General features: G+C 67.2%; 22 protein-coding genes. 13 read left to right on the forward strand and 9 right to left on the reverse strand.

Annotation, left to right across the window (positions count from 1 at the left end; all coding sequences use genetic code 11):
- Window positions 1–37: 37 nt before the first annotated feature.
- From ABZ824_RS18875 to ABZ824_RS18900, 6 genes are all read right to left on the reverse strand, one after another.
- Window positions 38–1,039 (reverse strand): ABC transporter substrate-binding protein, encoded by a 1,002-nt coding sequence (locus ABZ824_RS18875; RefSeq protein WP_356964419.1) that lies wholly within the window; start codon window positions 1,037–1,039, stop codon window positions 38–40.
- 16 nt (window positions 1,040–1,055) lie between these two features.
- Window positions 1,056–1,397 (reverse strand): 4Fe-4S dicluster domain-containing protein, encoded by a 342-nt coding sequence (locus ABZ824_RS18880; protein WP_356964420.1) that lies wholly within the window; start codon window positions 1,395–1,397, stop codon window positions 1,056–1,058.
- Entirely contained in the window at window positions 1,397–2,986 is a 1,590-nt protein-coding gene (locus tag ABZ824_RS18885) for an FAD-binding protein (RefSeq protein ID WP_355074079.1), read from the reverse strand. The genes ABZ824_RS18880 and ABZ824_RS18885 overlap by 1 nt, the downstream gene beginning before the upstream one ends.
- Window positions 2,983–3,711, reverse strand: coding sequence for an ABC transporter ATP-binding protein (locus ABZ824_RS18890; RefSeq protein WP_356964421.1), 729 nt, complete (start codon window positions 3,709–3,711; stop codon window positions 2,983–2,985). Before ABZ824_RS18890 ends, ABZ824_RS18885 begins: the two co-directional genes overlap by 4 nt.
- The gene (locus ABZ824_RS18895; RefSeq protein ID WP_356964422.1) at window positions 3,712–4,554 is read right to left on the reverse strand and encodes an ABC transporter permease; all 843 of its coding nucleotides are present in this window, start codon (window positions 4,552–4,554) and stop codon (window positions 3,712–3,714) included.
- Window positions 4,555–4,837: 283 nt separating this feature from the next.
- Entirely contained in the window at window positions 4,838–5,260 is a 423-nt protein-coding gene (locus ABZ824_RS18900; protein ID WP_355074084.1) for a MarR family transcriptional regulator, read from the reverse strand.
- Between the two features lie 143 nt (window positions 5,261–5,403).
- On the opposite strand from ABZ824_RS18900, the gene ABZ824_RS18905 reads away from it, so the two are divergent.
- From ABZ824_RS18905 to ABZ824_RS18965, 13 genes are all read left to right on the forward strand, one after another.
- Window positions 5,404–5,907, forward strand: coding sequence for an SPW repeat protein (locus tag ABZ824_RS18905; RefSeq protein WP_355074085.1), 504 nt, complete (start codon window positions 5,404–5,406; stop codon window positions 5,905–5,907).
- A 663-nt stretch (window positions 5,908–6,570) separates the two neighbouring features.
- The gene (locus ABZ824_RS18910; protein WP_356964423.1) at window positions 6,571–7,788 is read left to right on the forward strand and encodes an acetyl-CoA C-acetyltransferase; all 1,218 of its coding nucleotides are present in this window, start codon (window positions 6,571–6,573) and stop codon (window positions 7,786–7,788) included.
- A 25-nt stretch (window positions 7,789–7,813) separates the two neighbouring features.
- Entirely contained in the window at window positions 7,814–8,569 is a 756-nt protein-coding gene (locus ABZ824_RS18915) for an SDR family oxidoreductase (RefSeq protein WP_355074089.1), read from the forward strand.
- Between the two features lie 10 nt (window positions 8,570–8,579).
- Complete coding sequence (locus ABZ824_RS18920; protein WP_356964570.1) at window positions 8,580–9,563, forward strand: NADPH:quinone oxidoreductase family protein; 984 nt, start codon at window positions 8,580–8,582, stop codon at window positions 9,561–9,563.
- A gap of 41 nt (window positions 9,564–9,604) precedes the next feature.
- A complete protein-coding gene (gene fabG, locus ABZ824_RS18925; RefSeq protein ID WP_355074091.1) occupies window positions 9,605–10,366 on the forward strand; it encodes a 3-oxoacyl-ACP reductase FabG in 762 nt (253 codons plus the stop codon).
- Window positions 10,367–10,383: 17 nt separating this feature from the next.
- Entirely contained in the window at window positions 10,384–10,836 is a 453-nt protein-coding gene (locus ABZ824_RS18930; RefSeq protein ID WP_355074093.1) for a MaoC family dehydratase, read from the forward strand.
- A 22-nt stretch (window positions 10,837–10,858) separates the two neighbouring features.
- Window positions 10,859–12,052 carry an acyl-CoA dehydrogenase family protein gene (locus ABZ824_RS18935; RefSeq protein WP_356964424.1) on the forward strand — a complete coding sequence of 398 codons (1,194 nt, stop codon included), beginning with the start codon at window positions 10,859–10,861 and terminating at the stop codon, window positions 12,050–12,052.
- Window positions 12,049–13,146 (forward strand): acyl-CoA dehydrogenase family protein, encoded by a 1,098-nt coding sequence (locus tag ABZ824_RS18940; RefSeq protein ID WP_356964425.1) that lies wholly within the window; start codon window positions 12,049–12,051, stop codon window positions 13,144–13,146. Before ABZ824_RS18935 ends, ABZ824_RS18940 begins: the two co-directional genes overlap by 4 nt.
- A gap of 83 nt (window positions 13,147–13,229) precedes the next feature.
- Window positions 13,230–13,856 carry a TetR/AcrR family transcriptional regulator gene (locus ABZ824_RS18945; protein ID WP_356964426.1) on the forward strand — a complete coding sequence of 209 codons (627 nt, stop codon included), beginning with the start codon at window positions 13,230–13,232 and terminating at the stop codon, window positions 13,854–13,856.
- Window positions 13,857–13,872: 16 nt separating this feature from the next.
- On the forward strand, window positions 13,873–15,102 hold the full coding sequence (locus ABZ824_RS18950) for a helix-turn-helix domain-containing protein (protein ID WP_356964427.1): 1,230 nt from the start codon (window positions 13,873–13,875) through the stop codon (window positions 15,100–15,102).
- Between the two features lie 132 nt (window positions 15,103–15,234).
- Window positions 15,235–16,713 (forward strand): AMP-binding protein, encoded by a 1,479-nt coding sequence (locus tag ABZ824_RS18955; RefSeq protein WP_356964428.1) that lies wholly within the window; start codon window positions 15,235–15,237, stop codon window positions 16,711–16,713.
- Window positions 16,714–16,745: 32 nt separating this feature from the next.
- Entirely contained in the window at window positions 16,746–18,506 is a 1,761-nt protein-coding gene (locus tag ABZ824_RS18960; protein WP_356964429.1) for a DUF3556 domain-containing protein, read from the forward strand.
- Window positions 18,503–19,978, forward strand: coding sequence for an NAD(P)/FAD-dependent oxidoreductase (locus ABZ824_RS18965; RefSeq protein WP_356964430.1), 1,476 nt, complete (start codon window positions 18,503–18,505; stop codon window positions 19,976–19,978). Before ABZ824_RS18960 ends, ABZ824_RS18965 begins: the two co-directional genes overlap by 4 nt.
- Window positions 19,979–20,113: 135 nt before the next feature.
- Here the strand turns inward: ABZ824_RS18965 and lexA are convergent, their stop codons facing one another.
- From lexA to ABZ824_RS18980, 3 genes are read right to left on the reverse strand one after another with little or no spacing between them, the layout of a single operon-like run.
- Window positions 20,114–20,776, reverse strand: a complete 663-nt coding sequence (lexA, locus tag ABZ824_RS18970) for a transcriptional repressor LexA (protein WP_356964431.1) — start codon at window positions 20,774–20,776, stop codon at window positions 20,114–20,116.
- Window positions 20,777–20,805: 29 nt separating this feature from the next.
- Window positions 20,806–21,783: a LysR family transcriptional regulator gene (locus ABZ824_RS18975; RefSeq protein WP_356964432.1), complete on the reverse strand. Its 978-nt coding sequence runs from the start codon at window positions 21,781–21,783 to the stop codon at window positions 20,806–20,808.
- A gap of 31 nt (window positions 21,784–21,814) precedes the next feature.
- A complete protein-coding gene (locus ABZ824_RS18980; RefSeq protein WP_356964433.1) occupies window positions 21,815–24,109 on the reverse strand; it encodes a molybdopterin-dependent oxidoreductase in 2,295 nt (764 codons plus the stop codon).
- Window positions 24,110–24,122 lie beyond the last annotated feature (13 nt).

A 24,122-nucleotide genomic window follows, 5' to 3' on the forward strand; every position in this document is an offset into this window, starting at 1 on the left:
CCGCCCGGCCCGGCGAACTCGGCGACCGACGCTCGGCTCAGCCCTGCTTGGGCCGGTCGGGCCGGTAGAACCACTCCTCCAAACCGAAATCCTCCCGAATCTTCTTCTGATCCACGAGGAACTGCTTGGTTCCCGTCAGCAACTGGATGCCCAGCGGCGCGAAGATCTCGTCGGGTATGTAGCTCTCACGCGCCGTGGCGCGCACCACCGCTTCCGGCGATTTCGACTGGGACACCTCGTAGTTCACGTAATCGTCCCAATGCGCCTTCGCATACCGGTTGGCCTCGACGATCACCGACTGCCACGCGGCACCGAACTGCGGATGGCTGTCGAGGAAGTCCTGGCTGCTCACCGAGGAACTGGTACCCGCGAGATCGGGATGGTTGTCGTGAATCGAGTCGACCTGGTGGAAACCCTTGGCCAGGAACGCGTGGAAGAACGACGACGGGTTCACATCCGGCAGCGCGACCGCCGCGATATCGCCGCCGTTGAGCGGAGCCTCCGCGTCGGTGGCCAGCAGATGCACCAGCTGGGCCTGGATGCCCTCGGCCTTCAACGCACCCTGCAGATACCGATCGATGTAGGAGCCCGACTGCACGCCGATCTTCTTGCCCGCCAGATCCTTCAGCGTCCGGATCGCCGGATCCTTGGCCACCACGCCCGCGTTGTAATTCACCGCCGCGATGGCCAGCAGCCGCGTCTTCAACCCGCTGCCACGCGCGACCAGCGCGGGCGTGTCACCGTAGGTGGCGACGTCGAGGCGGCCGCCCACCAGCGCCTGGTTCAGGTCGGGACCGTTGGGGAAGCTGTAGACCTCGATGGCGTCCACCCCCAGCGGCTTCAGCGCGGGCAACAGGGCTCCGCGCTGATGGGCGAAGCCGACCGGCCCGGTCAGCACGTTGCCGGTGCCGATGGTGCCGATGCGGAGGGTCTTGATCTCGGCGCGGGTCGCCGAGCCCGCGTCGTCCGACCCGCAGCCGGTGAGAACCAGCAGCAGGGCGGACACGACAGCGGGCACGATCAGCCGGAGTATGCGCATGATTCGCTTTCGTTGTTCAGAGTTCCGACAACCGCGGCGGCGGAGTGCCGTGCGGCAGACGCGGCCCCACCGCGACCAGACTGCCCGGTTGGCGGCCGCGGCCCCAGCCCAGCTCTTTGCGGTAGCGGCCGATGTGCTCGCCGCGCACGGCGTCGTGATCGGCCAGCGGCGTCGACTCGGGGTCGACGTACAGCGCGTCCGTGGGGCAGTAGGCCTCGCACATGAAACAGGTCTGGCAATCGGACTGCCGTGCGATGACCGGGATTCCGCTGTCGGTGCGATCGAAGACATTCGTGGGGCACACGTCCACGCATTTGTCGCAGCCGATGCAGTCACCAGCGCGCAAGATCTCGATCATCACGCCACCGCCGAAGTGGTCGCCGCCGCGGACGTCGCCGTCCACACCTCGTCCAGCCCGCCGGACAGGATGTGATGGTGCTGCTTCGGGTCCAGATCCGGATGATCGGCGCGTTTGCTCATCCCGCGCGTCTCCGTCCGCGCCAGCGTCGACCGGTACATCAACCGTCCCACGGCGGTGATGGCCGCGGCCTGCCGAGCGCGCACCCGCTCGTCCCCCGTGCCGCCGCCCAAGCCGCGGGTGGCCTGCTCCCACACGTTGTCCAGCCGCTCCAGCGCGGGCCCGACCCGGTCGCCGTGGCGCAGGTAGTTCTTCTCGAACGGGATCAGCTCTTGCTGCGCGGCTTCGACCACGTCCGCCGCCCGGACCGACTCGGCGCTCTGCGGCCGCAACCCGGTGCGCCCGGCACCGCGCAGATCGGCACTGCGCGCCCCACCGGAGCTCAGCGCGAACAACGCCGCGCCGCGGCCCGCCCAACTGCCCGACGACATCGCCCACGCCGAATTGTGGCTGCCGCCACCGGTGAAACCGCCACAGATCCGCTCCCTGGTCGCCGCGTCACCCGCCGCGTACAAGCCCGCGACCGAGGTGGCGCAGTCGTCGTCGACCACATCGATGCCGCCGGTGCCGCGCACGGTGCCCTCGGCGAGCAGATCCACCTCGAACCGGTCGGTGAACGGGTCGATACCGCGCCGATCGAACTGGAGGAAGAAATTGGGCTGCCCCAGCCGCATCTGCGCCTGCACCGCCGCGTCGGCACGATCGAGCTGCGCGAACACCTTCTCCCGCAACAGAGTTCGCGCGATCACCGAACGGCCCTTGGTCGAGCCCGCGCCCTCGAGCACGCGCCCGTCCTCGTGGAAGAACGTCGCGTAACCGTAGTAGGCGGTCTTGGTGATCGTCGACCCCTTCGGCACGATCGCATAAGCATTGGAGAACTCCATCCCCGAGAATCGGGCGCCCACCTCGGCCGCCATCAGCGCGCCGTCACCGGTGTCGACATTCGTGCCCAGCGCCCGGGACAGGAACGCGCAACCGCCGGTGGCCAGCACCACCGCACCGGCCGCGATGCGGTAGTCCCGGTCGGCCTGGCGCTGGTAGCCCGCCGCGCCGCGCACCACGCCGTCGTCGTCGACCAGCAACTCCAGCGCGGGCGAGTGGTCCAGGATGCGCACCCCGGCACGTTTCACCCACGCCCGCATCCGGCGCATGTACTCCGGGCCCTGCACGCCGGTGCGAATCTGCTCACCGGTAGCCGGATCCACGGGGAACGGATACCGTCCCTCCACCGCGAGCCGATTCATGTTCGCGTAGGTCTGATCCAGCACCCGGTCCATCCAATAGTGATCGGCCAGATGCCCACCCAGCGCTTCCCGGCTGGCCTTCGCATTGGCCCGCGCGGTCGCCTCCGGCGCCACGTACCACACGCCGGTGCCGGACGGGGCGGTGGCGCCGCTGGTCCCGCAGTAGCCCTTGTCCACCAACGTCACCTCGGCGCCGGCCTCGCGGGCATGGATCGCGGCCCAGCAGGCGGCGGGCCCGCCGCCGATCACCAAGACGTCCGTACTGATCTGCAACGGTTCACTCATACGTCTGCTCCTGTCGGTGCCTCGGGATTCACGCCGAGTGCGAGCAGCAACCGGCGCCGGAGTGCGGAGAATTCGGGGTCGACCACCGAACGCGGGCGGGCGACGGTGATGTCGAAGGATTCGGCGATGCGGCCCTCGCGCAGCACGAGCGCACGGTCGGCCAACAGCAGCGCCTCCTCCACGTCGTGGGTCACCAGCAGCACCGACTGGCGGTGCAGCGTCCACAGGCGCGCCACCAGAGCCTGCACTTTCAACCGGGTCAGCGCGTCGAGGGCACCGAACGGCTCGTCGAGCAGCAGCAGTTCCGGATTGCGGACCAGCGCCCTGGCCAGCGCCACCCGCTGCGCTTCCCCGCCCGACAAGGTCGCGGGCCATGCATCCGCTTTCGCGACGAGCCCCACTTCCTCCAGCGCCGTCAACGCACGCGCCTTGCCGGCCCGGTCGACGCCGAGAACGACGTTGCGCCACACGGTGATCCACGGAATCAATCGGTGCTCCTGGAACACGATCGCCTTCGATCCCGGCACGTCGAACGACCCACTGAAGCCGCCGTCCAGCCCACCGATGCCGCGCAGCAGCGTGCTCTTACCGGACCCGCTGGCGCCGAGCAGGGCGACGAACTCCCCCGGCGCGATATCCAAGTCGACCCCGCGCAGTACCGTGCGCCCGCCGAAAGCGCGCACCGCCCCGCGGATACGGACACCGGTCCCGATGGTGGCGGTCATCTACTTCCCCTCGTATCCGGTGCGCCAGGCCAGGAACCGGTGTTCCAGCACGCGCACGAACAGATCGGTGAGCAACCCCAGCACCGCGTAGATCACCAGGACCAAGAAGATCTGATCGGTCCGCAGGAACTCCTTGGCATCGTTCATCAGGAACCCGAGACCGACCGGCGTGGTCTGCATCTCCGCGACCACCAAGGTGAGCCAGCCGACGCCCAGTGCCTGCCGCAAACCGACGAAGATCTGCGGCAACGCACCGGGCAGGATGATCTTGGTGGTCAACTCGAACCGGTTGAGGCCCAGCGACTCCGCCGCCTCTACCAACCGCCGGTCCACACCCCGGATCCCGGCCAGCACGTTCAAATAGATCGGGAAGATCGGCGCGACGATGATCAACGCGATCTTGAACGAATCGCCGATGCCGAACCAGATGATGAACACCGGCACCAGCGCCAGCGTCGGCAACATTCGCAACGCCTGTAGCGGGCCGTTCACCAGATCTTCGGCGACGCGGAACAACCCGGCCGCCACCCCGCACACCAGCCCGATGCCGATGCCGATCGCCAACCCGACCGCCACCCGACGCCCGGAGGCGGCCAGATGTTGCCACAGCTCGCCCGACCTGATCAGCTCCCACCCGGCCTCGAGCACCTCCGTCGGCGCCGGAGTGGTCGTACCGAGCCAGGATCGGGCGCCCAGCTGCCAGACGATCACCGCCAAAATCAGCCCGGAAGACGCTCTGCCCAGGCCGATCAGCTTCCGGATGAACGGGGCCGGGCTTTCGACGACCGCCTCGGCAGGGGCGGAAGACGGCGCGGATGTGGTCGGATCCAACTGCAATGTCATCTGACGCGGTCCTCACACGAGAAGTACTGTCCGGAACAGTAAGGTGCGCAGACGGTTCACAGAATGATTGCGATCAGCGCGATCCTGAACCCGCGCGCGGGTCCTCCCACTCCTGCCGCCCCACCCCCATCAGGCACGATGCGGGCATGGACGGGCGAAATCCGCACGGGGCAAGCGCTTTGCTCGGCCGCTGAGGGGCGCACCTTTCTCGGCACACCCGGCCCACCAGAGCGGATCGCGAGGTGATCCCGGCTCGAGTGGCCCTACCCGGACCGAGCAACGCTCACCCTACGGCGGGGAGATCGTCCAGCGCGCCGATGAGGGGAGTCAGTCGCTCTAGCTCTTCCCGATGTGTGGCGCTGAGCAAGGCCAACGTTTCCTTGCCTGCCTCGGTCAGCGTGAGGTGTACGACGCGACGGTCGGTGCCCTGCCCTCGTTTCCGAGTGACGAGGCCGAGTTGCTCGGTGCGATCGATCAGCTGCACCACGCTGTGGTGGCGGGCGGACAGGTAACCGGCGACCTCCCCGATGCTCGGCCCGCCGGGGTGGGAGTGCCCTCGGATCGCCAGCAGGAGTTGGTGCTGGGTGTCGGTGAGTCCCACTTCGGCCGCCCCACGCTCACTCCAGCGCAGCAGCTGGCGCAGCACGGTACGAAACGCCAGCAGCCGCGTGTATTCCTGGTCGGTGAGGTGGCCCGATGAGGACATCGACCCTTCCATCATGGAGTGATATTATCACAGGATGATATAAGTGAGCGGCGATCAGGACGGGTCACGTTCCTGAACCGATCGTGAGCCGCCCGGCTCGGGAGAGCTTCGATACGCCACTACGTCCGAAGGGTGGTGGAAACATGAGTAGTGAAACCATGATGAGCAGGCATCCCGACATCGTGGAATTGCGGGAGAAGTACGAGCGCGCCTCCGAGGCGCCCGACGCCCAAGCGGTCACCGGCCTGATGTTCCTGACCGGGCTCTACCTCGCGATTTCCCCCTGGGTCGTCGGGTTCAACGGACTCTCCACATTGACCGTCAACAACCTCGTCGTCGGCATCGCTCTGGCCATGCTCGCACTCGGGTTCGCCTCGGTGTACGGCCGGACGCACGGCATCGTCTGGGCCGCTCCGCTGATCGGCCTCTGGACGATCGTCGCCCCCTGGATCGTCAGCGGCAACGTCGATACCACCTCGACGATCTGGAACAACGTCGTCACCGGCGCCGTCGCCGTGCTGCTCGGCCTGGCCTCGATGTTCCTCGGAATGCGCAGGACCGGGGGACTCACCGGCCCAGCACCTCGAGCGGAAGCGACGCGAACCCAGCGCCCGTCCGGGCTCGGGCCGGAGACCTCCACACGGTGAAAACGCAGTTCCCCGAGCGCTCTGCCGAGTGAGCGAATCGACGCTACGCGCGTCCAGCTGATTCGGCCCTGGCCGGCAACGCGTGTCCGGTCCAGGCCCTCGGCGAGCGCGGGCACTGTTCCCAGGCAAACACCGACTCCACCGGGTTGATGCTCAGCTTCGCCACCTGCCTGATCGGGTTTCGCGGTGCGGCCGCTCGGGCGGACGAAGGGATCCGATTCTTCGCCCGGCACCCGAAATGAGGCGGAGCCGTCAGGCCGGCAGCAGACGATAGGAGCTGTCGGCCGGTATCCCGCACATCGACGACAGGTCCCGACCCCCATCGATGGTGGTGACCAGCAGAGACACAACCGCACCGAGCGCGGCCGTACCGCCGCGCTCGGGGGCGGCGCACCTCGGAATCGTGTGGTGAAGTTCCCGCCGGATCCGCTGCCGCACAGGGCCGGGGATCCGTTGCCCCACAAGGCCATCCATTCGATCGTCGCTGTACTCATCCAATGATGGCTGCTGTGTCGGACGCAAGCCGCCTGCTGAGCGACCGCGTCGGCCTGTGACCTGTGTCACAGTCTCAATTCACTGTGACGTATTGACCATCGACGGTCCGTCCAGCATGGTGTCGATAGGTTAACAAGCGCTCAGTTACTTGCTGGAAGGTTCACAGTCATGCCCGAAGCCGTCATCGTCTCTGTCGCCCGCTCGCCGATCGGTCGCGCAGGCAAGGGTTCGTTGCGGGATCTCCGGCCCGACGACTTGGGGGCGCAGATCGTCCGGGCCGCGCTGGCGAAGGTGCCGGCCCTCAGTCCGAACGGCATCGACGACTTGATGCTCGGGTGTGGCCAGCCCGCCGGTGAGTCGGGCTTCAACCTCGCTCGAGTCGTGGCGATTCTGGCGGGCCTGGATCGGGTGCCCGGCACAACGGTCAACCGGTACTGCTCGTCGAGTTTGCAGACGACCCGCATGGCGCTACACGCCATCCGGGCCGGCGAGGGAGACGTCTTCATCTCCGCCGGCGTGGAGACCGTGAGCCGCTACGTCACGGGCAGTGCCGACGGCCTGCCCGGCACCGAGAACCCCGTATTCGCCGACGCGGTGCACCGTACGGCGAAATTCGCTGCGGGCGGCGAGGCCTGGACCGACCCGCGCACCGAGGATCTACTGCCGGACGTCTATATCGCGATGGGGCAGACCGCGGAGAACGTGGCGCAACTGTGCGGTGTGAGCCGTGCCGAACAGGACGCTTTCGGTGTCCGCAGCCAGAACCTCGCCGAGGCAGCCCTCGCCAACGGATTCTGGGAGCGCGACATCACCGCGATCACCCTGCCCGACGGCAGTGTCGTCTCGCACGACGATGGCCCGCGGCCTGGAGTCACCCTGGAGAAAGTCGCCGAACTGAAGCCGGTGTTCCGGCCCGACGGGACGGTGACGGCCGCAAACTGCTGCCCGCTCAACGACGGCGCCGCCGCGGTCGTCATCATGTCGGACACCAAGGCCGCCGAACTCGGCCTGACGCCACTGGCTCGGATCGTCGCGACCGGAGTCAGCGCGCTGTCGCCGGAGATCATGGGCCTGGGGCCGGTGGAGGCGTCCAAGCAGGCGCTGGCCCGGGCCGGGATGACCATCGATGACATCGACCTGGTCGAAATCAACGAAGCCTTCGCCGCCCAGGTCATCCCCTCGGCGCGGGAGCTGGGCGTCGACTTCGACAAGCTCAACATCAACGGCGGCTCGATCGCGGTGGGTCACCCATTCGGCATGACCGGCGCCCGCATCACCAGCACCCTGATCAACTCCCTGCAGTTCCACGACAAGCAGATCGGTTTGGAAACGATGTGCGTCGGCGGCGGTCAGGGCATGGCGATGGTGCTGGAGCGCTTGTCGTAACCGCTGACTCCGCGAAAGGGATTCAATGATGAACAGATTCGAAGGCAAGACAGCGATAGTCACCGGTGCGAGCCGGGGCATCGGGCTCGGCATCGCGCAGCGCTTGGTGGACGAGGGGGCGCGAGTCGTGATCACCGCCCGCAAACAGGACGCGCTCGACGAAGCGGTGGAAGCACTGGGCGGGCCGGACCGCGCGCTGGCCGTCGCGGGCCGTGCCGATGACGTCGAGCACCAGGCGGAGACCGTCGCTCGCGCGATCGACACGTTCGGTAGCGCCGACCTCCTCGTCAACAACACCGGCATCAACCCGGCGTTCGGGCCGATGGTCGATCTGCCGTTGGACGTGGCCCGCAAGATAGTCGAGGTCAACTGCCTGGCCGCGCTGTCGTGGGTGCAGCAGGCGTATCGGGCCTGGATGAAGGACTTCGGCGGCGCGATCGTGAACGTGTCGTCGGTCGCCGGTCTCAAGCCGGCGCCGGGCATCGGCTTCTACGGTTCGAGCAAGGCGATGCTCACGCACATCACTCAGGAACTCGCGGTCGAGCTCGGCCCGAACCTACGGGTCAACGCCGTCGCCCCTGCGGTGGTGAAGACGAAGTTCGCCACCGCTCTCTACGACGGCAGGGAGGACGAGGTCGCCGCGGCGTACCCGCTGAAGCGGCTCGGCGTGCCCGAGGACATCGGCAGTGTGGTGGCGTTTCTGCTCTCCGACGACGCGAGCTGGCTGACGGGGCAGTTGCTGGTCGTGGACGGCGGCGTCACGCTGACAGGCGGAATCTGACATGGCGCGGATGAAAGCGTGGCGAGTCCATGAGCTGGGCGAACCGGGCACGGTACTGCGGCTGGAGGAGGTGGAAGTTCCCGAGCCCGGCCCGAGCCAGGTTGTCGTGCGGGTCCGCGGCGCCGCGGCGAACTTTCCCGATGTACTGATGTGCCGGGGCCTCTATCAGGTCCGGCCGCCGTTGCCGTTCACGCCCGGCGTCGAGTTGTGTGGCGAAGTGGTGGCGGTCGGTGCCGACGTGGCCGGGATCGCTGCCGGTGACCGGGTGCTGGGAGGCGCGGCGCTGCCGCACGGTGGTTTCGCGGAATTCGCCGTGCTGGAGGCCGCCCAGACCTTCCCAGCGCCGCCGTCGTTGGATGACGCGGAGGCGGCTTCGCTGTTCATCGGCTACCAGACCGGCTGGTTCGGATTGCATCGGCGCGCCGGATTGACCGCGGGCGAGACCCTCCTGGTGCATGCCGCGGCAGGTGGCGTGGGCAGCGCCGCGATCCAGCTCGGCAAGGCCGCGGGCGCCCGGGTGATCGGAGTTGTCGGTGGCGCCGAAAAAGCCTCCTACGCCGAGGATCTGGGCGCCGATGTGGTCATCGATCGGCATCAGCTGGACTTCGTCGACGTTGTGAAGGACGTAACCGGCGGTCGTGGCGCCGACGTGATCTACGACCCGGTCGGTGGCGAGGTGTACCAACGGTCCACGAAATGCATCGCCTTCGAGGGCCGCATCGTGGTCGTCGGATTCGCCGGCGGCGAGATCCAAGCTCCGGCATTGAATCATGCGCTGGTCAAGAACTATTCGATCCTCGGCCTGCACTGGGGTTTGTACAACACCCAGGACCCGGGCGCCGTCGCCGAATGCCATCGCGCGCTGACCGCACTTGCCGCCGACGGCGCGATCCGTCCTCTGGTCGGCGCGCGGCTGGGTCTGGAGGAGGTCGCCGGCGCCGTGCAGCGACTCGCGGACGGCAAGACCGTCGGTCGCGTGGTCTACACCCCCTGAACTCAGCATTTCCACCGCAATCACATCTTCGAGGAGTATTCATGACCGATCCGACACAGCGGACCGCCATCGTCACCGGCGCGGCTCGCGGAATCGGCGCCGCTGTCGCCCGGCGGCTGGCCGCCGACGGTATGGCAGTAGCCGTGCTCGACTTGGACGAGGCCGCCTGCAAGACGGTCGTCGACGACATCGAGGCGGCCGGTGGACGCGCGCTCGCGGTCGGTGTCGATGTTTCCGACGAGGCCGCGGTTACCCAGGCGGTCGATCGCGTGGCCGCCGCGCTCGGCGCACCGACGGTGCTGGTCAACAACGCCGGGATCCTGCGTGACAATCTGCTGTTCAAGATGAGTGCCGACGACTGGGATGCCGTCATGAACGTGCACCTGCGCGGTTCGTTCCTGCTGGCCCGGGCAGCGCAGGCGCACATGATCGAGCAGAAGTGGGGTCGCATCGTCAACCTGTCCAGCACCTCGGCGCTCGGCAACCGTGGCCAGGCCAACTACGCGGCCGCCAAGGCCGGGCTGCAGGGATTCACCAAGACGCTCGCACTCGAACTCGGCAAGTTCGGCGTCACCGCGAACGCGGTCGCCCCGGGTTTCATCGAGACGGAGATGACCGCGGCCACGGCCGCCCGGATGAACATCTCCTTCGAGGAGCTCAAGGCGGCGATGGCCGCCCAGATTCCGGTTGCCCGTACCGGCACTCCCGCCGACATCGCGCACACCGTGTCGTTCCTGGTGAGCGAGGGGGCCGGCTTCGTGTCCGGCCAGGTGATCTACGTGGCCGGCGGCCCACGGAACTGAACGGAGGAAGGAGAGCTGTGCAGATATTCCAGGGCCTGTCCGAGCTGGAGGCCGCGGTCGGCACCCACCTCGGATACAGCGATTGGCACACGGTGACCCAGGAACAGATCGATCGCTTCGCCGAAGCTACCGGGGATCACCAATGGATCCATGTGGATCCCGCGAAAGCCGCCGCCGGACCGTTCGGCACCACCGTCGCACACGGGTTTCTCACCCTCTCGATGGTGCCGATGCTGGCCGGTCAGGTATATGCCGTGCGGGGCTTGTCCATGGGTGTCAACTACGGCACCAACAAGGTCCGATTCCCCACTCCGGTCCCGGCCGGATCCCGGGTCCGAGCCGGTGTCGAACTGGTCTCGCTCGTGCCGGGCACGATCGGGTCGCAGGCAGTGCTCCGAGTGACCGTGGAACTCGACGGCTCGGACAAGCCCGCGTGTGTGGCCGAGACGGTCGCGGTGCTGGTGCCGTGACGGCCGATCAGAAGGATGACAGATGACTCGACCCGACGCGGTTCGCGACGATCTGCGGCGCGGGGTGGAAGCCGTACTCGAAAAGCACGATCCGGCCACCACCGATGCCGTGACCTTTCACCGCGCCAGGTTCGACGCGGGCCTGGCCTGGGTTCACTTTCCGATCGGGCTCGGTGGCCGGGCCGTCGATCGGGAACTGCAACCGTTCGTCGACGCCCTGTTCGAGCAGGCCGGATCTCCGGACAACAACGCGGCGATCAACGGTATCGGTCTGGGTATGGCCGCGCCGACGATCCTCGCCCACGGCACGACGGAACAACGGCAGCGCTTCCTGCGTCCGCTGTGGAGCGGGGAGGAGATCTGGTGCCAGCTGTTCAGTGAACCGGGGGCAGGCTCGGACCTGGCCGCGATCGCCACCAGGGCAGTGCGTGACGGCGCTGACTGGGTCGTCAACGGGCAGAAAGTGTGGACTTCGGTCGCGCATAAAGCGCAATTGGCGATCCTCGTGGCACGCACCGATCCGAGCCGGCCCAAGCATGCGGGGCTGACCTACTTCATCTGCGATATGACCGCACCCGGAGTCGAGGTGCGGCCGCTGCGGCAGATCACCGGCGAAGCGGAATTCAACGAAGTCTTCCTGACCGACGTTCGGATCCCCGACACGCACCGCCTCGGCAAGGAAGGAGAAGGCTGGCGAGTCGCAACCACCACTTTGAACAATGAGCGCGTCTCGATCGGGGGGCGCGCGCTCCCCCGCGAGAGCGGAGTGCTGGGCGCCGCCGCCGGCCTCTGGCGCGAATTCCCGGAAAAGCGCACCCCCGAATTGCACCACCGGCTGTTGCGATTGTGGGTGGATGCCGAGGTCTCCCGGCTGGCGGCGACCCGGCTGCGTCAGCGGGTGGCCGGCGGCCAGCCCGGGCCGGAAACCTCCGCCGTCAAGCTGTCGTTCGCCCGAGTCAACCAGCAGGTTGCCGGATTGGAGGTCGAACTGCACGGCGAGGACGGCCTGCGATACGACGATTGGACGATGGTGCGCCCCGACCGGGTCGATTTCGCCGGTCGCGGCGCCGGTTACCGCTTCCTGCGGGCCAAAGGCAATTCGATCGAGGGCGGAACCTCCGAAATCCTGCGCAACATCATCGCCGAACGGGTCCTCGGGCTGCCGGGCGAACCCCGTGCGGACAAGGACATCGCCTGGAAGGACCTGAGCCGATGAGCGACATCCTGCTGCTCGATACCGATGTCGAGACCTCCTTGCGGAGCGCGGTGCGTGACCTGCTCACCACCCGATGCGATCCGTCCGCGGTCGCGCGGGCCTACGACGGCGATCGGACACTGACCCGGACGCTGTGGACATCGATCACCGACGACCTCGGGCTCGCTGGTCTCCTCATCCCCGAGGACCGCGGCGGAGCGGGCGGTACGGCCCGTGACGCCGCCGTCGTCCTCGAGGAGTTCGGACGGTTCGTCGCACCGGTCCCATTTCTGACCAGCAGCGTCATTGCCGCGACCGTCCTGCTCGCGGGCGACTCCACGCTGGTCGGTCGACTCGGCGACGGTAGTTGCAGCGCAGCGCTGCTGACGCCGTTCTCCACTGCGCTCGCGACACACATCCCGACCTTGACGGCTGATGCGCAGGGCAGGCTGTCCGGACTGGTTACCAGCGTCGCCGGCGCGCTCGACGCCGATGTACTGCTGGCCGCCGTCGAGACGGCCAACGGCACGGAGGTGCACGCGTTGACGGCCGCCGCGGCGGAGATCAAGCCGGTGGTCTCCCTGGATATGACCCGCCCGCTGGCTGACGTCGCTGTCGACTCCGTGCCGGGCCGGGTCGTCGTCGCCGCCGAATCCGGTTGGGCAGCTATCCAATCCGGCTTGACACTCGGCGCCGCACTCCTCGCGTCCGAGCAAGCCGGAATCGCCGCCTGGTGCCTGGAGACAACCGTCGAGTATCTGAAGCTGCGACGCCAGTTCGGCCGGGTGGTCGGCGGATTCCAGGCGATCAAGCACCGCCTCGCCGACCTCTACGTCGAGGTCGAGTCGGCCTCGGCCGCCGCGCGGTATGCGGCGGGAACATACGCGGCCGACGACCCCGACAGCGTGATCGCCACCGCCGTCGCGGCGTCCTATTGCAGCGATATCGCGGTGCGGGCCGCCGAGGAGGCCATCCAATTGCACGGCGGGATCGGCATGACCTGGGAGCACCCGGCACACCTGTACCTCAAACGCGCGAAGGCCGACCAGATAGGACTGGGAAGTCCCGGCCACCATCGGAGATTGCTGGCGGACCTCGTCGGGCTGCCCGCGTGAGAAAGCTGAATGCACTGAACATGCTGTTCACAGGTGCCGATACCGGCAAACTCGTGCTCGTTGTGTAGAGCCATACTGTCCAGGTGACCGATACAGAGGACCTATCGCGCGCGGACCAGACCCGAGCGCGGCTGCTCGACGCCGCGGTGGTGGCCTTCGCTGAACGCGGCTTCCACGGGTCGACCACCCGCGACATCACATCGATCGCCGGGGTGAGCACGGGGACGATCTACGTGTATCACCGTTCCAAGGAAGAGTTGCTCTACCAGATCTCACGCGCCGGTCACCTGGAAACCCTGGAGCGCGTCCGCACTGCGATCGCTTCGGCACAAGACCCCGCCGAGCAACTGATCGCCGTGATGCGGGAGTTCACGATCCATCACGCCCGCTCCCACACCGTCGCCCGAATCATCAATTATGAGCTCGCCGCACTGAGCCCAGAACATCAACAGGAGATCAAGGCAACCCGGCGTGCGATCGAGGGCGAGGTCCGGCGCTTGATCGAGCGCGGGGCGGCCGCGGGGGTGTTCGAGAACTCGAATACCCATATGGCCGCGGCCGCTCTGCTTTCGCTGGGAATAGATATCGCGCGCTGGTACCACGAGGGTGGCTCCTGGTCACCGGAGGACATCGGCGACTATTACGCGGACCTCGCGCTGCGGATCGTGGGCGGTCGAAGGTCGAGCCCCCCGGAGTCCGCTCGATCGTGAAGCGGTCAGGATGATCATGCGGAGCGACGCCGCGGAACTGCTCGCGAGGATCGCGGGAGAACTGAGCCGACATGCGCTCGGCTTGTCCGAACGTTTGACCGAGCAGATGCTCCACATCGAGCCGGAGCTGCGCGGCGACAGCCGCGTGGAGTCACTACTGCGGGCCAGCGTCACCGGCAACGTCGTGATCGCGTTGCATATCTACGAGCTGGGGCTCGACATCGACGAACTCGAAGCTCCCACGGAGGCATTGGAATACGCCCGGCGCATGGCCCAGCGCGGCACTTCGATCGCCGCCCTGCTGCGGGCCTACCGCATCGGGCAGCGACTGTTCAACGACCACATGCTCGGCGAGCTCACCGCGGCGACCAACGACGTCGCCCTGATCACCTCCGCAGTGGCCGAGATGACCGACCGCTCGTTCGCCTATATCGATCGGGTCTCCCAACAAGTCGTGACCGCCTACCAGGACGAGCGGGACCGGTGGCTGCAGAACCAGATGGCCGTCCGTACCGCGAGGGTGCGCTCGATCCTGTCCGGACAGCGCGTCGACCCGGATGACAGCGAGCGCACACTGGGATATCGGCTCGACCGAACCCACCTCGGCATGGTCATTTGGTCCGACGCGGGCGCCGACCAACTGCGCGCGGCCAAACAAGTGGCGACGGCCATCGCCGATCAGTTGTCCTGCCAAGGACCACCGCTGCTGATCCCGGCCGACGAATCGACCCTGTGGGCGTGGCTCCCGCAACCGGAACTGGATGTCGATCCCGCCGCGGTGCGCACTCCGGAGCAGACATGGGCAGCGGTGGGCAGACCTGCCACCGGACTGGAAGGCTTCCGGCTGACCCATCGCCAGGCGGCACAAGCGCAGGTCGTCGCGATGTCCGCACCGGCACCGCAGCGTGCGTCGATGTCTTGTTCGGCTCAGCTCGGGCCGATCGCGCTGATGTGCTCGGACCTGACCGCCACCCGGGCATGGATCAGCGAAATTCTCGGGTCGCTTGCGCGTGATGACGATGCCACGGCGCAGCTCCGCGAGACCGCGCGTGTCTTCCTGGAGACGAACGGCAGCTTCCAGACAACGGCAGAGCGGCTGGTGCTGCACCGCAACACCGTCCAGTACCGGATCCGTAAGGCGGAGGCGGTACTGGGACATTCGCTTCGGGAGCGACGACTGGAGGTCGAGGTCGCCCTGCTGGCCTGCCGATGGCTGGGGTCGACCGTGCTGCAGCCCGTGGGGTGACCGAGACATCCGTCGTGCGCGGCGCACGATCCCTCCCGCTATCTTCATGCGCTCACAATATGGTCCAGGTCACATCCCCTTCCTAACGTGGCGTTCACGCAAGTGAGCTGCCGAGTTAGCAAGGAGATCGACATGCACTTCGCTGCCCTGCCGGATATACGTGCCGGAGGCTTCCCCACCAACCCGTGTCTTGCCGACGACAATTCGGGAAGTATCACCAACGCCGAGTTCCTCGACTTCGTGCGGAAGTACGCCGATCGGTTGTCGGAGGCGGGGATCGGTGTCGGCGATGTCGTGGCCGTGATGTTGCCGAACCGGCTCGAATTGATCGTGACATTGTTCGCGGCTTGGCGGCTGGGTGCCGCGGCGACGCCGATCGACCCGTCGTCGACCGCGGCCGAGTCCGACTATCAGCTGGCCGATTCCCGCGCTCGCGTCCTTGTCTGCGCTGACGAACGCGGGGCCGGCCAGGCCGATCAACCGCAGCGAATTGCGCTGGCGGAGCTGAATCGGCACGAAGGCCGCGGCGGCGCCGCGGAAGCGACCGAGTTCTCGAACGACGCGCTCGCGTTGATCATCTACACCAGCGGTACCACCGGACGTCCCAAGGGCGTCGAGTTGACGCACGCGAACATCATGGTGATGGCCGAGACGATGGTCGCGGGTATGCGGTTGACCGCCGAGGACCATAGTCTGCTGATCCTGCCGCTGTTCCACGTCAACGGCATCGTGGTCAGCGTGCTGTCGCCGCTGCTGGCCGGCGGCCGGGCCACTGTCGCGGGCCGGTTCTCGCCGCGGACCTTTTTCGACAGGGTCGAGGCGGCGCGGCCGACCTATTTCTCCGCGGTGCCCGCCGTCTACGCCATGCTGTCGGCGCTGCCGGCGGAGATCCGGCCCGACACCTCCTCGGTCCGGTTCGCGCTCTGCGGTGCGGCTCCGATGCCGGTCGAACTGCTCACCCGATTCGAGGAGCGCTACGCGATCCCGATCTACGAAGGCTACGGCCTGTCGGAGGGGACGTGCGCGAGCACGGGCAATCCACTCGACGGTGTCCGCAAACCCGGCACCGTCGGTCTCGCGCTGCCGGGCCAGGAGATCGCCATCGTCGACAGCGACGGCAATTTCCTCAGCGCCGGATCGGTGGGCGAGGTCGTGGTCAAAGGCCCGACCGTGATGCGGGGATATCTGGGCCGGCCGGAGGAAACGGCCAAGGTGATCGTCGATGGCTGGCTGCACACCGGAGACATCGGTCGCATGGACGCCGACGGCTACCTCACCCTGGTCGACCGCATCAAGGACATGATCATCCGCGGCGGAGAGAACATCTATCCCAAGGAGATCGAGTCCGCGATCTACACCCACCCACAGGTGCTCGAGGCCGCCGTGATCGGTCGACCGCACCCGGTCTACGGCGAAGTGCCCATCGCCTTCGTGTCCTATCGCGACGGCGCCGCGGTCGAGCCGGAACAGATTCTCCAGCTACTGCGGAAGTCTTTGGCCGCCTACAAGCTTCCCGAGCTGATCGTGACCGTAGACGAGATCCCGAAGAACCCCGTCGGGAAGATCGACAAGCGGCTTCTGCGCCGCCGCTCGGTCGATGCCACCCTCTGACCCCCTCCTCTCCCTCTCGAAAGACACCTGCCATGGGATTCACGAAACCCGATCTTCCGGACATCGACTACGCCGAATGGAAGACCCGCCCGCGCGGTGAACGGCTGCGCACCGTCGCCGAGCACTGGGTCGAGCACGGCTTCGGCACGCCTCTCGCCGTCTACCTGCTCTACATCGTCAAATGCGCCTTGTACGTCCTCGGCGCGGCCGCGGTGATCTCCCTGACCCCCGGGCTCGGGGCGCTCACCGACATCAGCTCGTGGTGGACCGAACCGATCGTCTACCAGAAACTCGTCGTCTGGACTCTGCTGTTCGAAATACTCGGGCTCGGATGCGGGTTCGGACCGCTCACCATGCGGTTCCTGCCGCCGCTCGGCGGGCTGCTGTACTTCCTGCGTCCCGGCACCCTGCGGCTGCCGCCATGGCCGGGCAAGGTGCCGTTCACCCGTGGTGACGAGCGCGGGCTCATCGATGTCGCCTTGTACGCGGTCGTCCTCGGATCCGGAATCCAGGCGTTGCTCGCCTCCGGTCGCGGCGTTCCGCCGGTGGACGGCGGCCATGTAGGCCTGCTCGATCCCAAGGTCGTCGTCGCTCTGGTCATCGCCCTCTGCGTGCTCGGGCTGCGAGACAAGACGGTGTTTCTGGCCGCACGCCCCGAGCACTACCTGTTGATGCTGCTGATGTTCTTCGTCCCCTTCGCCGACATGGTGATCGGATTCAAGCTGGTCATGCTGGCACTCTGGTGGGGTGCGGCCACGTCCAAGCTCAACCATCACTTCGGGCACGTGGTCGCCGTCATGATGAGCAACAGCCCCGTCATGCGACTCGGATGGCTCGAGCGCAAGATGTACCGCAACCCACCGCAGGACCTGCGGCCGTCACGTATCCCGGCTCTGCTGGCTCACGGCGGCACCGTCGTGGAATACCTGGTTCCCGCCTACCTCGTGTTCCTCGGCCACGGCGGCCCACTGACCTGGGCGGCGATCATCTTCATGGCCGTTTTCCACCTGCACATCATCTCCACCGTCCCGATGGGCGTGCCGCTGGAATGGAACATCTTCTTCATCTTCAGCCTGTTCTACCTGTTCGGACACTACGGCTACATCCACGTCCAGCAGCTTCGATCACCGCTGGTGCTCGCGATGATCCTCTTCTCCACACTTGTCGTCGTCGTGGGACATATTCGGCCACAATGGGTTTCGTTCCTGACATCGATGCGCTACTACGCAGGCAACTGGGCCACAAGCGCCTGGTGTTTCCGCGGGGACGCCGAGCTGAAACTCGAGCAGCACGTCACCATGAGCGCCGCGCTGCCGGTCACCCAGCTGACCAAGCTGTACGGCCCCGAGACCGCCGACATCCTCATCCAGACCGGGCTCGGCTGGCGATCGATGCACACCCACGGCCGGGCACTCAACGGCCTCATCGCACGCGCCGTCGACAACCCGGAGGACTACGCCGTCCGCGACGGAGAGATTGTCGCAGGCCCGCTGCTGGGCTGGAACTTCGGTGAAGGGCACTTGCACAACGAACAGCTGCTGACAGCGCTGCAGCGGCGCTGCCAGTTCGAGGAGGGCGAGCTTCGCGTCGTCGTCCTCGAATCTCAGCCCATCCACCGGCGACGCCAGGCATACCGCATCATCGATGCCAGAACCGGGGTCATCGAGGAGGGCTACGTACTGGTCGAGGACATGCTTGCCCGCCAGCCATGGCCGGAGCCGGACGACCTGTTCCCGGTCCATCCTCTCCACCACGACGACACCCAGGATCTGCCCTCGGCGCGTGCGCGATGACCACGGCGATCGTGGTCGGCTCCGGGCCGAACGGACTGGCTGCCGCCGTGACACTGGCCCGGCACGGGGTCGACGTCACCGTGCTGGAAGGTGCCGCCACCATCGGCGGCGGCACCCGCTCCGGCGAACTGACCCTCCCCGGTCTGCTGCACGACCACTGCGCCATGGCCCACCCCATGGCCGTCGGCTCACCGTTCATCGCCGGAATCGACATGGCCCGCTACGGATTGAAATGGGCATGGCCGGAAATCGACTGCGTTCACCCGCTCGACGACGGAACAGCGGCAGTGCTGTATCAATCCGTCGAAGAGACCGCGGCGGGCCTCGGGCCGGACGGGCCGATCTGGCGCCGCCTGTTCGCCGACCCCGCCGCTGGATACGAACTGCTGGCGAAGGACGTCATGCAACCGCTCCTACGGATACCGTCACATCCGCTGCGGCTGGCCCGATTCGGCATCCCGACCCTGATCCCCGCCGCCGCACTCGGACGGCTGTTCCGGACCGAGCGGGGACGGGCGTTGTTCGCCGGGAACATGGCGCACGGCTGGCAACCACAGCACCGGATCCTGTCCGCGGCGATCGGTCTCGGCATCACCACCGCGGGCCATCGCTACGGGTGGCCAGTTGCGGTGGGCGGCTCACGCGCCATCACCGAAGCCATGGCGGCGGCGCTGAGAGATCTGGGCGGAAAGATCGAGACCGGGTTCTGGGTCGAGTCGCTGGACCGGCTGCCGCCGGCCGACCTCGTGATGTTCGATCTTGCCCCGGCCGCTATCGCCGACATCGCCGGTGACCGGCTGCCGTCACGGGTCGCCCGGGCGTACCGGCGCTTCCGGCACGGGCCCGCCGCATACAAGATAAGCCTCGCCATAGCGGGCGGCATTCCCTGGACCAGCCCGCACGCCAGGAAGTCGGGAAGCCTGCACATCTGCGGCAGCGCAGCTGACGTGGTCCGCGCCGAACGCGCTGTGCATCGAGGTCGGCTTTCCGACCGACCGTTCATCATCGTCGGACAGCAGTACCTCGCCGACCCAACACGCTCACAAGGAAACATGCACCCGGTCGACATGTATGCCCATGTGCCACAAGGGTATTCGGAGGACATCACCGAAGTGCTGCTCGACGCGGTCGAGCGGTTCGCACCGGGGTTCCGAGACCGCATCCTCGCCACCACCGTCGTAGGCCCCATCGACATGCAGGCCTACAATCCCAACTATGTGGCCGGAGACATCCTGACCGGCGACAAGAGCATCCGCCAGCTGGTCTTCGGCGGACCACGCATCACCAGGCGCCCCTATCATGTGGCGAACCGGATGTTCATCTGCTCGGCCGCCGTCCCGCCAGGGCCGGGAGCGCACGGGATGAGCGGATACAACGCCGCGGTCGCGGCCCTGCGAGAATTCGCCGCCCCACCGAGGCATCGATCCGCAGTGCCGCGCGGCGGAAACGGCCCGAACTCCCCCGAACATTGATCGCAGCGCGCGTCGCGTCGACCTGGGCGGCTACTGGGACAAGCAAGGCCCCGACCTGCTCGACCACCGCGATCCCCTGTCGGTCCAGACCCCTGCACCGGTCAACGCGACGCCCACCGAGCAAGCGCACCGAGCTCAGACCCGCCGCATCACCGACACGACCTTGCCGAGCACCACCGCTTCGTCACCGTCGATCACCTCGTAGGCCGGATTGCGCGGCTCGAGATACACATGACCGCTACGCCGCCGGTACACCTTCACCGTCGCTTCTCCGTCGATCATCGCCGCCACGATCTCACCGGAATGCGCCTCGTGCTGCTGTCGCACCACCACGATGTCGCCGTCACAGATCGCCGCGTCGATCATCGAATCACCACGCACCCGCAACCCGAACACCGTGCCACGGCCGACCAACTCGCGCGGCAACGTCATCGTGTCGTCGGCATGCTCCTCGGCCAGGATCGGAGCACCCGCCGCGATATCGCCGACCACCGGCACCGCCACCGAATCCTCCGCCGTCTCCCGCCGCACCGGAGCCCGCAGGAACATCCGCACGTCGATCGGACGCGACACCGTCCGGCCACGGCGCAGAAAACCACGCTCCTCCAAGCTCTTCAGATGCTTGGACACCGACGACGCCGACCGCAGACCCACCGCGTCACCGATCTCGCGCGTATTCGGCGGATACCCGTACCGCAGAACCCAGTCCCGAATCGTGGCGAGAATCCGCTGCTGGCGCGGCGGCAACGTCGAGGTGTCGAGGTGCTCGAACGCGTCGAGCGGGTCGTATCCGGTCACCCGGGGAATGGTAGAGGCACGGGCCGACACTATGGACCGGCCACCACACCGGGCACGCCGAACAACTCCTGATCGGGTTCGGGAACCCAGCAGGCGGCGGCGGTATCCCGGTTGTAGCTCTCCGCGACATGCTCGACCAAATGCCGCAATCCCGGATGCCGGTCACCCGCCGACCACAGCAGCGCCAGCGGATAGGCCGGAGTGGGATCCACGATCATCAGCCGCCGCACGTTCGGATGCCACGGCGTCTGCCCGCCGTCACCGGCGAAGGTCGCCAACGACGACGAATCCGCGATACGTTCGACGATTCCCGCCATATTCTCCAGCGGACCCCCGGTATCGATCGGAATCCCGCTGAACGCGCTGAGTTCTCGATAGAAATCGGCCCACTCCGACGGCACGGCCGCACCGGGCACCCACACCGGATGCCCCGCGACCTCCCGCAACCCGATCGTCGACCGGCCCGCGAACGGATGGTCCTTACCCACGAGCAGATACAGCGGCTCCAGATACGCCGGAGCCGCGACGATGTCACCGGGCAACGCCACCGGGCCGCCGTGCGCGCGAGCCAAGGCCGCGTCGACCAGACCGCTGCGCAGCGCCTCCCGCGACGTCGTGATCATGTTCGACATGACGATCTCGGTCTCACAGCGCGGATGACGCGCGAGATAGAACTCCACCAACTCCGTCGCGGCCATACGCTTACCCAGAACCGCCACCCGCAACGGCCGCACCCGCTCGCGCACGGACCGCACCGCCGCCTCGGCGCCCACGAGCAGTGAACGCGCATGCGGCAACAGCCGAAGACCCGCTGCGGTCGGCGCACTGCCACCGCGTCCACGCTCGAAAAGCTCCGCACCCAACTGCGATTCGAGTTTCGCGATGCGCTTGGACACCGCCTGCTGGCTGATACCCAGCACAGCGGCGGCGTGACCGAACTGCTCCTCCTCCACCACAGCGACGAACGCCCGCAACGCCGCCAGATCCAGATCCACCATCACCTCCATCGACCAGCAACCTCCGCCTTGCTCGGCGACCTCACAACGCTTCCGCGCCCGTCCGCTCCGGCGGGCGGACCACCTCCACCTCCGTGAGCGGGCCCGCATAACGCTCGATCTCCACCAAAGTGAGCTGCCCGGCGCACCCTTGGCTGAGAGTCGAGGACGGACGGTCGGCGATCAGCACGTTCGGATTACCGTGACGGCAGAACGTCGGATCCGCCGGGTCGGGGTCGTACCACGCGCCGGTGGACAGCTGCGCGACACCGGCTCGCACCCCCTCGTCCACGACCAACCCCGCCAGGCAACTACCCCGATCGTTGAACACCCGCACGATGTCACCGGCACGCAGACCACGAGCCTCGGCGTCCGAGGGATGCATCCGGATCGGTTCCCGCCCGGAGATCTTCACCGACTGGCTATAGGCGCCCACGTCCAGCTGACTGTGCAACTTCGTCCGCGGCTGGTTCGCCACCAACTGCACGGGGAACCGCTCCGCCGCCGCGCCACCGAGCCACTCCTCCGGCTCCAGCCACACCGGATGCGGCGGGCAATCGGCGTACCCGAAGCCATCGATCGTCGACGAAAAGATCTCGATCTTCCCGCTGGGCGTGCTCAGCGGGTACCGGTCCGGGTCTGCGCGAAAGTCCGCGGCAAGCACCTGCCGTGGGTCCGGCACCGGAAGCTCGAGGGCCTCGCCGGACCAGAACGCGTCGAAATCCGGAAACTCCTGTCCCGCACGCGACTGCTCTACGCGCCACCGCTCGTACAGATGCCGCAGCCACTCCGCGACCGAACGTCCTTCGGTGAACTCCTTGCCGACCCCGAGCCGATCCGCCGTCTCGGCGAAGATCCGATAATCGTCGCGCGCCTCGGCAGGCGGGCGGGTCAGCGCTCGCATCGGAAAGAACGACCGGTCACCTTCCCCCGCGCCGTAGTCATCGCGCTCGATGGACATCGTCGACGGCAACACGATGTCCGCGTGCCGCGCGGTAGCCGTCCAGAACGCATCGTGCACCACCACCGTGTCCGGCCGTTCGAACGCCATTCGCAAACGGGCCAGATCCTGATGGTGATGGAACGGATTGCCGCCACACCAATACACCAACCGCACATCCGGATACACCAGATCCCGACCGTTGTACCGATAGGGCGCACCCGGATTCAGCAGCATGTCCGCGATCCGCGCGACCGGAATGAAGGCATCGACACCGTTGCGCCCCTGCGGAAGTCGCGGCACCGGCCCGCGCGCCGGTTCCCCGACGCCCGCGGCCGAGCCGTAACCATGCCCGAACCCGCCGCCGGGAAGGCCGATCTGCCCCAGCATCGCCGCCAGCACCACACCCGCCCACAACGGCTGCTCACCATGTCGCGCCCGCTGCAGCGACCAACTCACCGTCACCAGAGTTCGAGCGGCGGCCATCTCGCGCGCCAGCATCCGGATACGCTCCGCCCCCACACCGGTGATCGCCGCGGCCCACTCCGGATCCTTGACGACTCCATCCACCGCGCCACGAAGATACGCCGCGAAACGCTCGAAGCCGACCGTGTACTCACGCAGAAACGTCTTGTCCGCCAAGCCTTCCGCGTCCAGCACCTGAGCCAGCGCAAGCATCATCGCCACGTCGGTGCCAGGCAGCGGCGCGATCCACTCGGCTTCGCTCTCCGGCGGGGTGTCGTCGCGCAACGGACTGATCGACACGAACCGGCAGCCCCGCTCCCGCGCCGCCGTGATCCAGCCCCGCACATTGTGCCGGGAGACGCCACCAGGCGACACCGCCGCGTTCTTCGGTGACAGACCGCCGAAGGCCACCACGAGTTCGGAGCGCTCGGCCAGTACCGCCTTCGCCGTCGCCTGCTGCGTCAACCAGCCGATGTCACCGATGACGTGCGGCAGGAAAACCGTCGAAGTGCCCAGACTGTAACTGTTCACGTGCCGGACGTAACCGCCGAGACAGTTCAGGAAGCGGTGCAATTGACTCTGCGCGTGATGGAACCGCCCCGCACTCGCCCAACCGTACGAACCGCCATACACCGCCTCCGCCCCATACCGCCGGTACACCCGGCCGAGCTCGCCCGCCAGCAGGTCCAACGCCCGCTCCCACGACACCGGAACGAAAGCCTCCGAACCGCGCGGCCCCGGCCCCGGCCCGTTCTCCAGCCAACCCCGGCGGACATACGGCCGATCAATCCGAGTGGGGTGGTGCTGCGCAGAAGCGACGTTCCCGATCAACGGCATCGGCTCCGGATCACCACGCCACGGCCGGACCTCCGTCAGTCGTTCACCGTCGCTGTCCGCCTCGAACGCGCCCCAGTGGGTCAGATGCGTGGTCACCGCCCCACCGTAA

Source organism: Nocardia sp. NPDC047038 (genome assembly GCF_040644075.1).
Taxonomy (GTDB): Bacteria; Actinomycetota; Actinomycetes; order Mycobacteriales; family Mycobacteriaceae; genus Nocardia; species Nocardia sichangensis.

Bases quoted from the DNA above. Each gene is read 5' to 3' on its own strand.
- ABZ824_RS18875 (WP_356964419.1), bottom strand. From the start codon at position 1,039: ATGCGCATACTCCGGCTGATCGTGCCCGCTGTCGTGTCCGCCCTGCTG.
- ABZ824_RS18880 (WP_356964420.1), bottom strand. From the start codon at position 1,397: ATGATCGAGATCTTGCGCGCTGGTGACTGCATCGGCTGCGACAAATGC.
- ABZ824_RS18885 (WP_355074079.1), bottom strand. From the start codon at position 2,986: ATGAGTGAACCGTTGCAGATCAGTACGGACGTCTTGGTGATCGGCGGC.
- ABZ824_RS18890 (WP_356964421.1), bottom strand. From the start codon at position 3,711: ATGACCGCCACCATCGGGACCGGTGTCCGTATCCGCGGGGCGGTGCGC.
- ABZ824_RS18895 (WP_356964422.1), bottom strand. From the start codon at position 4,554: ATGACATTGCAGTTGGATCCGACCACATCCGCGCCGTCTTCCGCCCCT.
- ABZ824_RS18900 (WP_355074084.1), bottom strand. From the start codon at position 5,260: ATGTCCTCATCGGGCCACCTCACCGACCAGGAATACACGCGGCTGCTG.
- ABZ824_RS18905 (WP_355074085.1), top strand. From the start codon at position 5,404: ATGAGTAGTGAAACCATGATGAGCAGGCATCCCGACATCGTGGAATTG.
- ABZ824_RS18910 (WP_356964423.1), top strand. From the start codon at position 6,571: ATGCCCGAAGCCGTCATCGTCTCTGTCGCCCGCTCGCCGATCGGTCGC.
- ABZ824_RS18915 (WP_355074089.1), top strand. From the start codon at position 7,814: ATGATGAACAGATTCGAAGGCAAGACAGCGATAGTCACCGGTGCGAGC.
- ABZ824_RS18920 (WP_356964570.1), top strand. From the start codon at position 8,580: ATGAAAGCGTGGCGAGTCCATGAGCTGGGCGAACCGGGCACGGTACTG.
- fabG (WP_355074091.1), top strand. From the start codon at position 9,605: ATGACCGATCCGACACAGCGGACCGCCATCGTCACCGGCGCGGCTCGC.
- ABZ824_RS18935 (WP_356964424.1), top strand. From the start codon at position 10,859: ATGACTCGACCCGACGCGGTTCGCGACGATCTGCGGCGCGGGGTGGAA.
- ABZ824_RS18940 (WP_356964425.1), top strand. From the start codon at position 12,049: ATGAGCGACATCCTGCTGCTCGATACCGATGTCGAGACCTCCTTGCGG.
- ABZ824_RS18950 (WP_356964427.1), top strand. From the start codon at position 13,873: ATGCGGAGCGACGCCGCGGAACTGCTCGCGAGGATCGCGGGAGAACTG.
- ABZ824_RS18955 (WP_356964428.1), top strand. From the start codon at position 15,235: ATGCACTTCGCTGCCCTGCCGGATATACGTGCCGGAGGCTTCCCCACC.
- ABZ824_RS18960 (WP_356964429.1), top strand. From the start codon at position 16,746: ATGGGATTCACGAAACCCGATCTTCCGGACATCGACTACGCCGAATGG.
- ABZ824_RS18965 (WP_356964430.1), top strand. From the start codon at position 18,503: ATGACCACGGCGATCGTGGTCGGCTCCGGGCCGAACGGACTGGCTGCC.
- ABZ824_RS18975 (WP_356964432.1), bottom strand. From the start codon at position 21,783: ATGGAGGTGATGGTGGATCTGGATCTGGCGGCGTTGCGGGCGTTCGTC.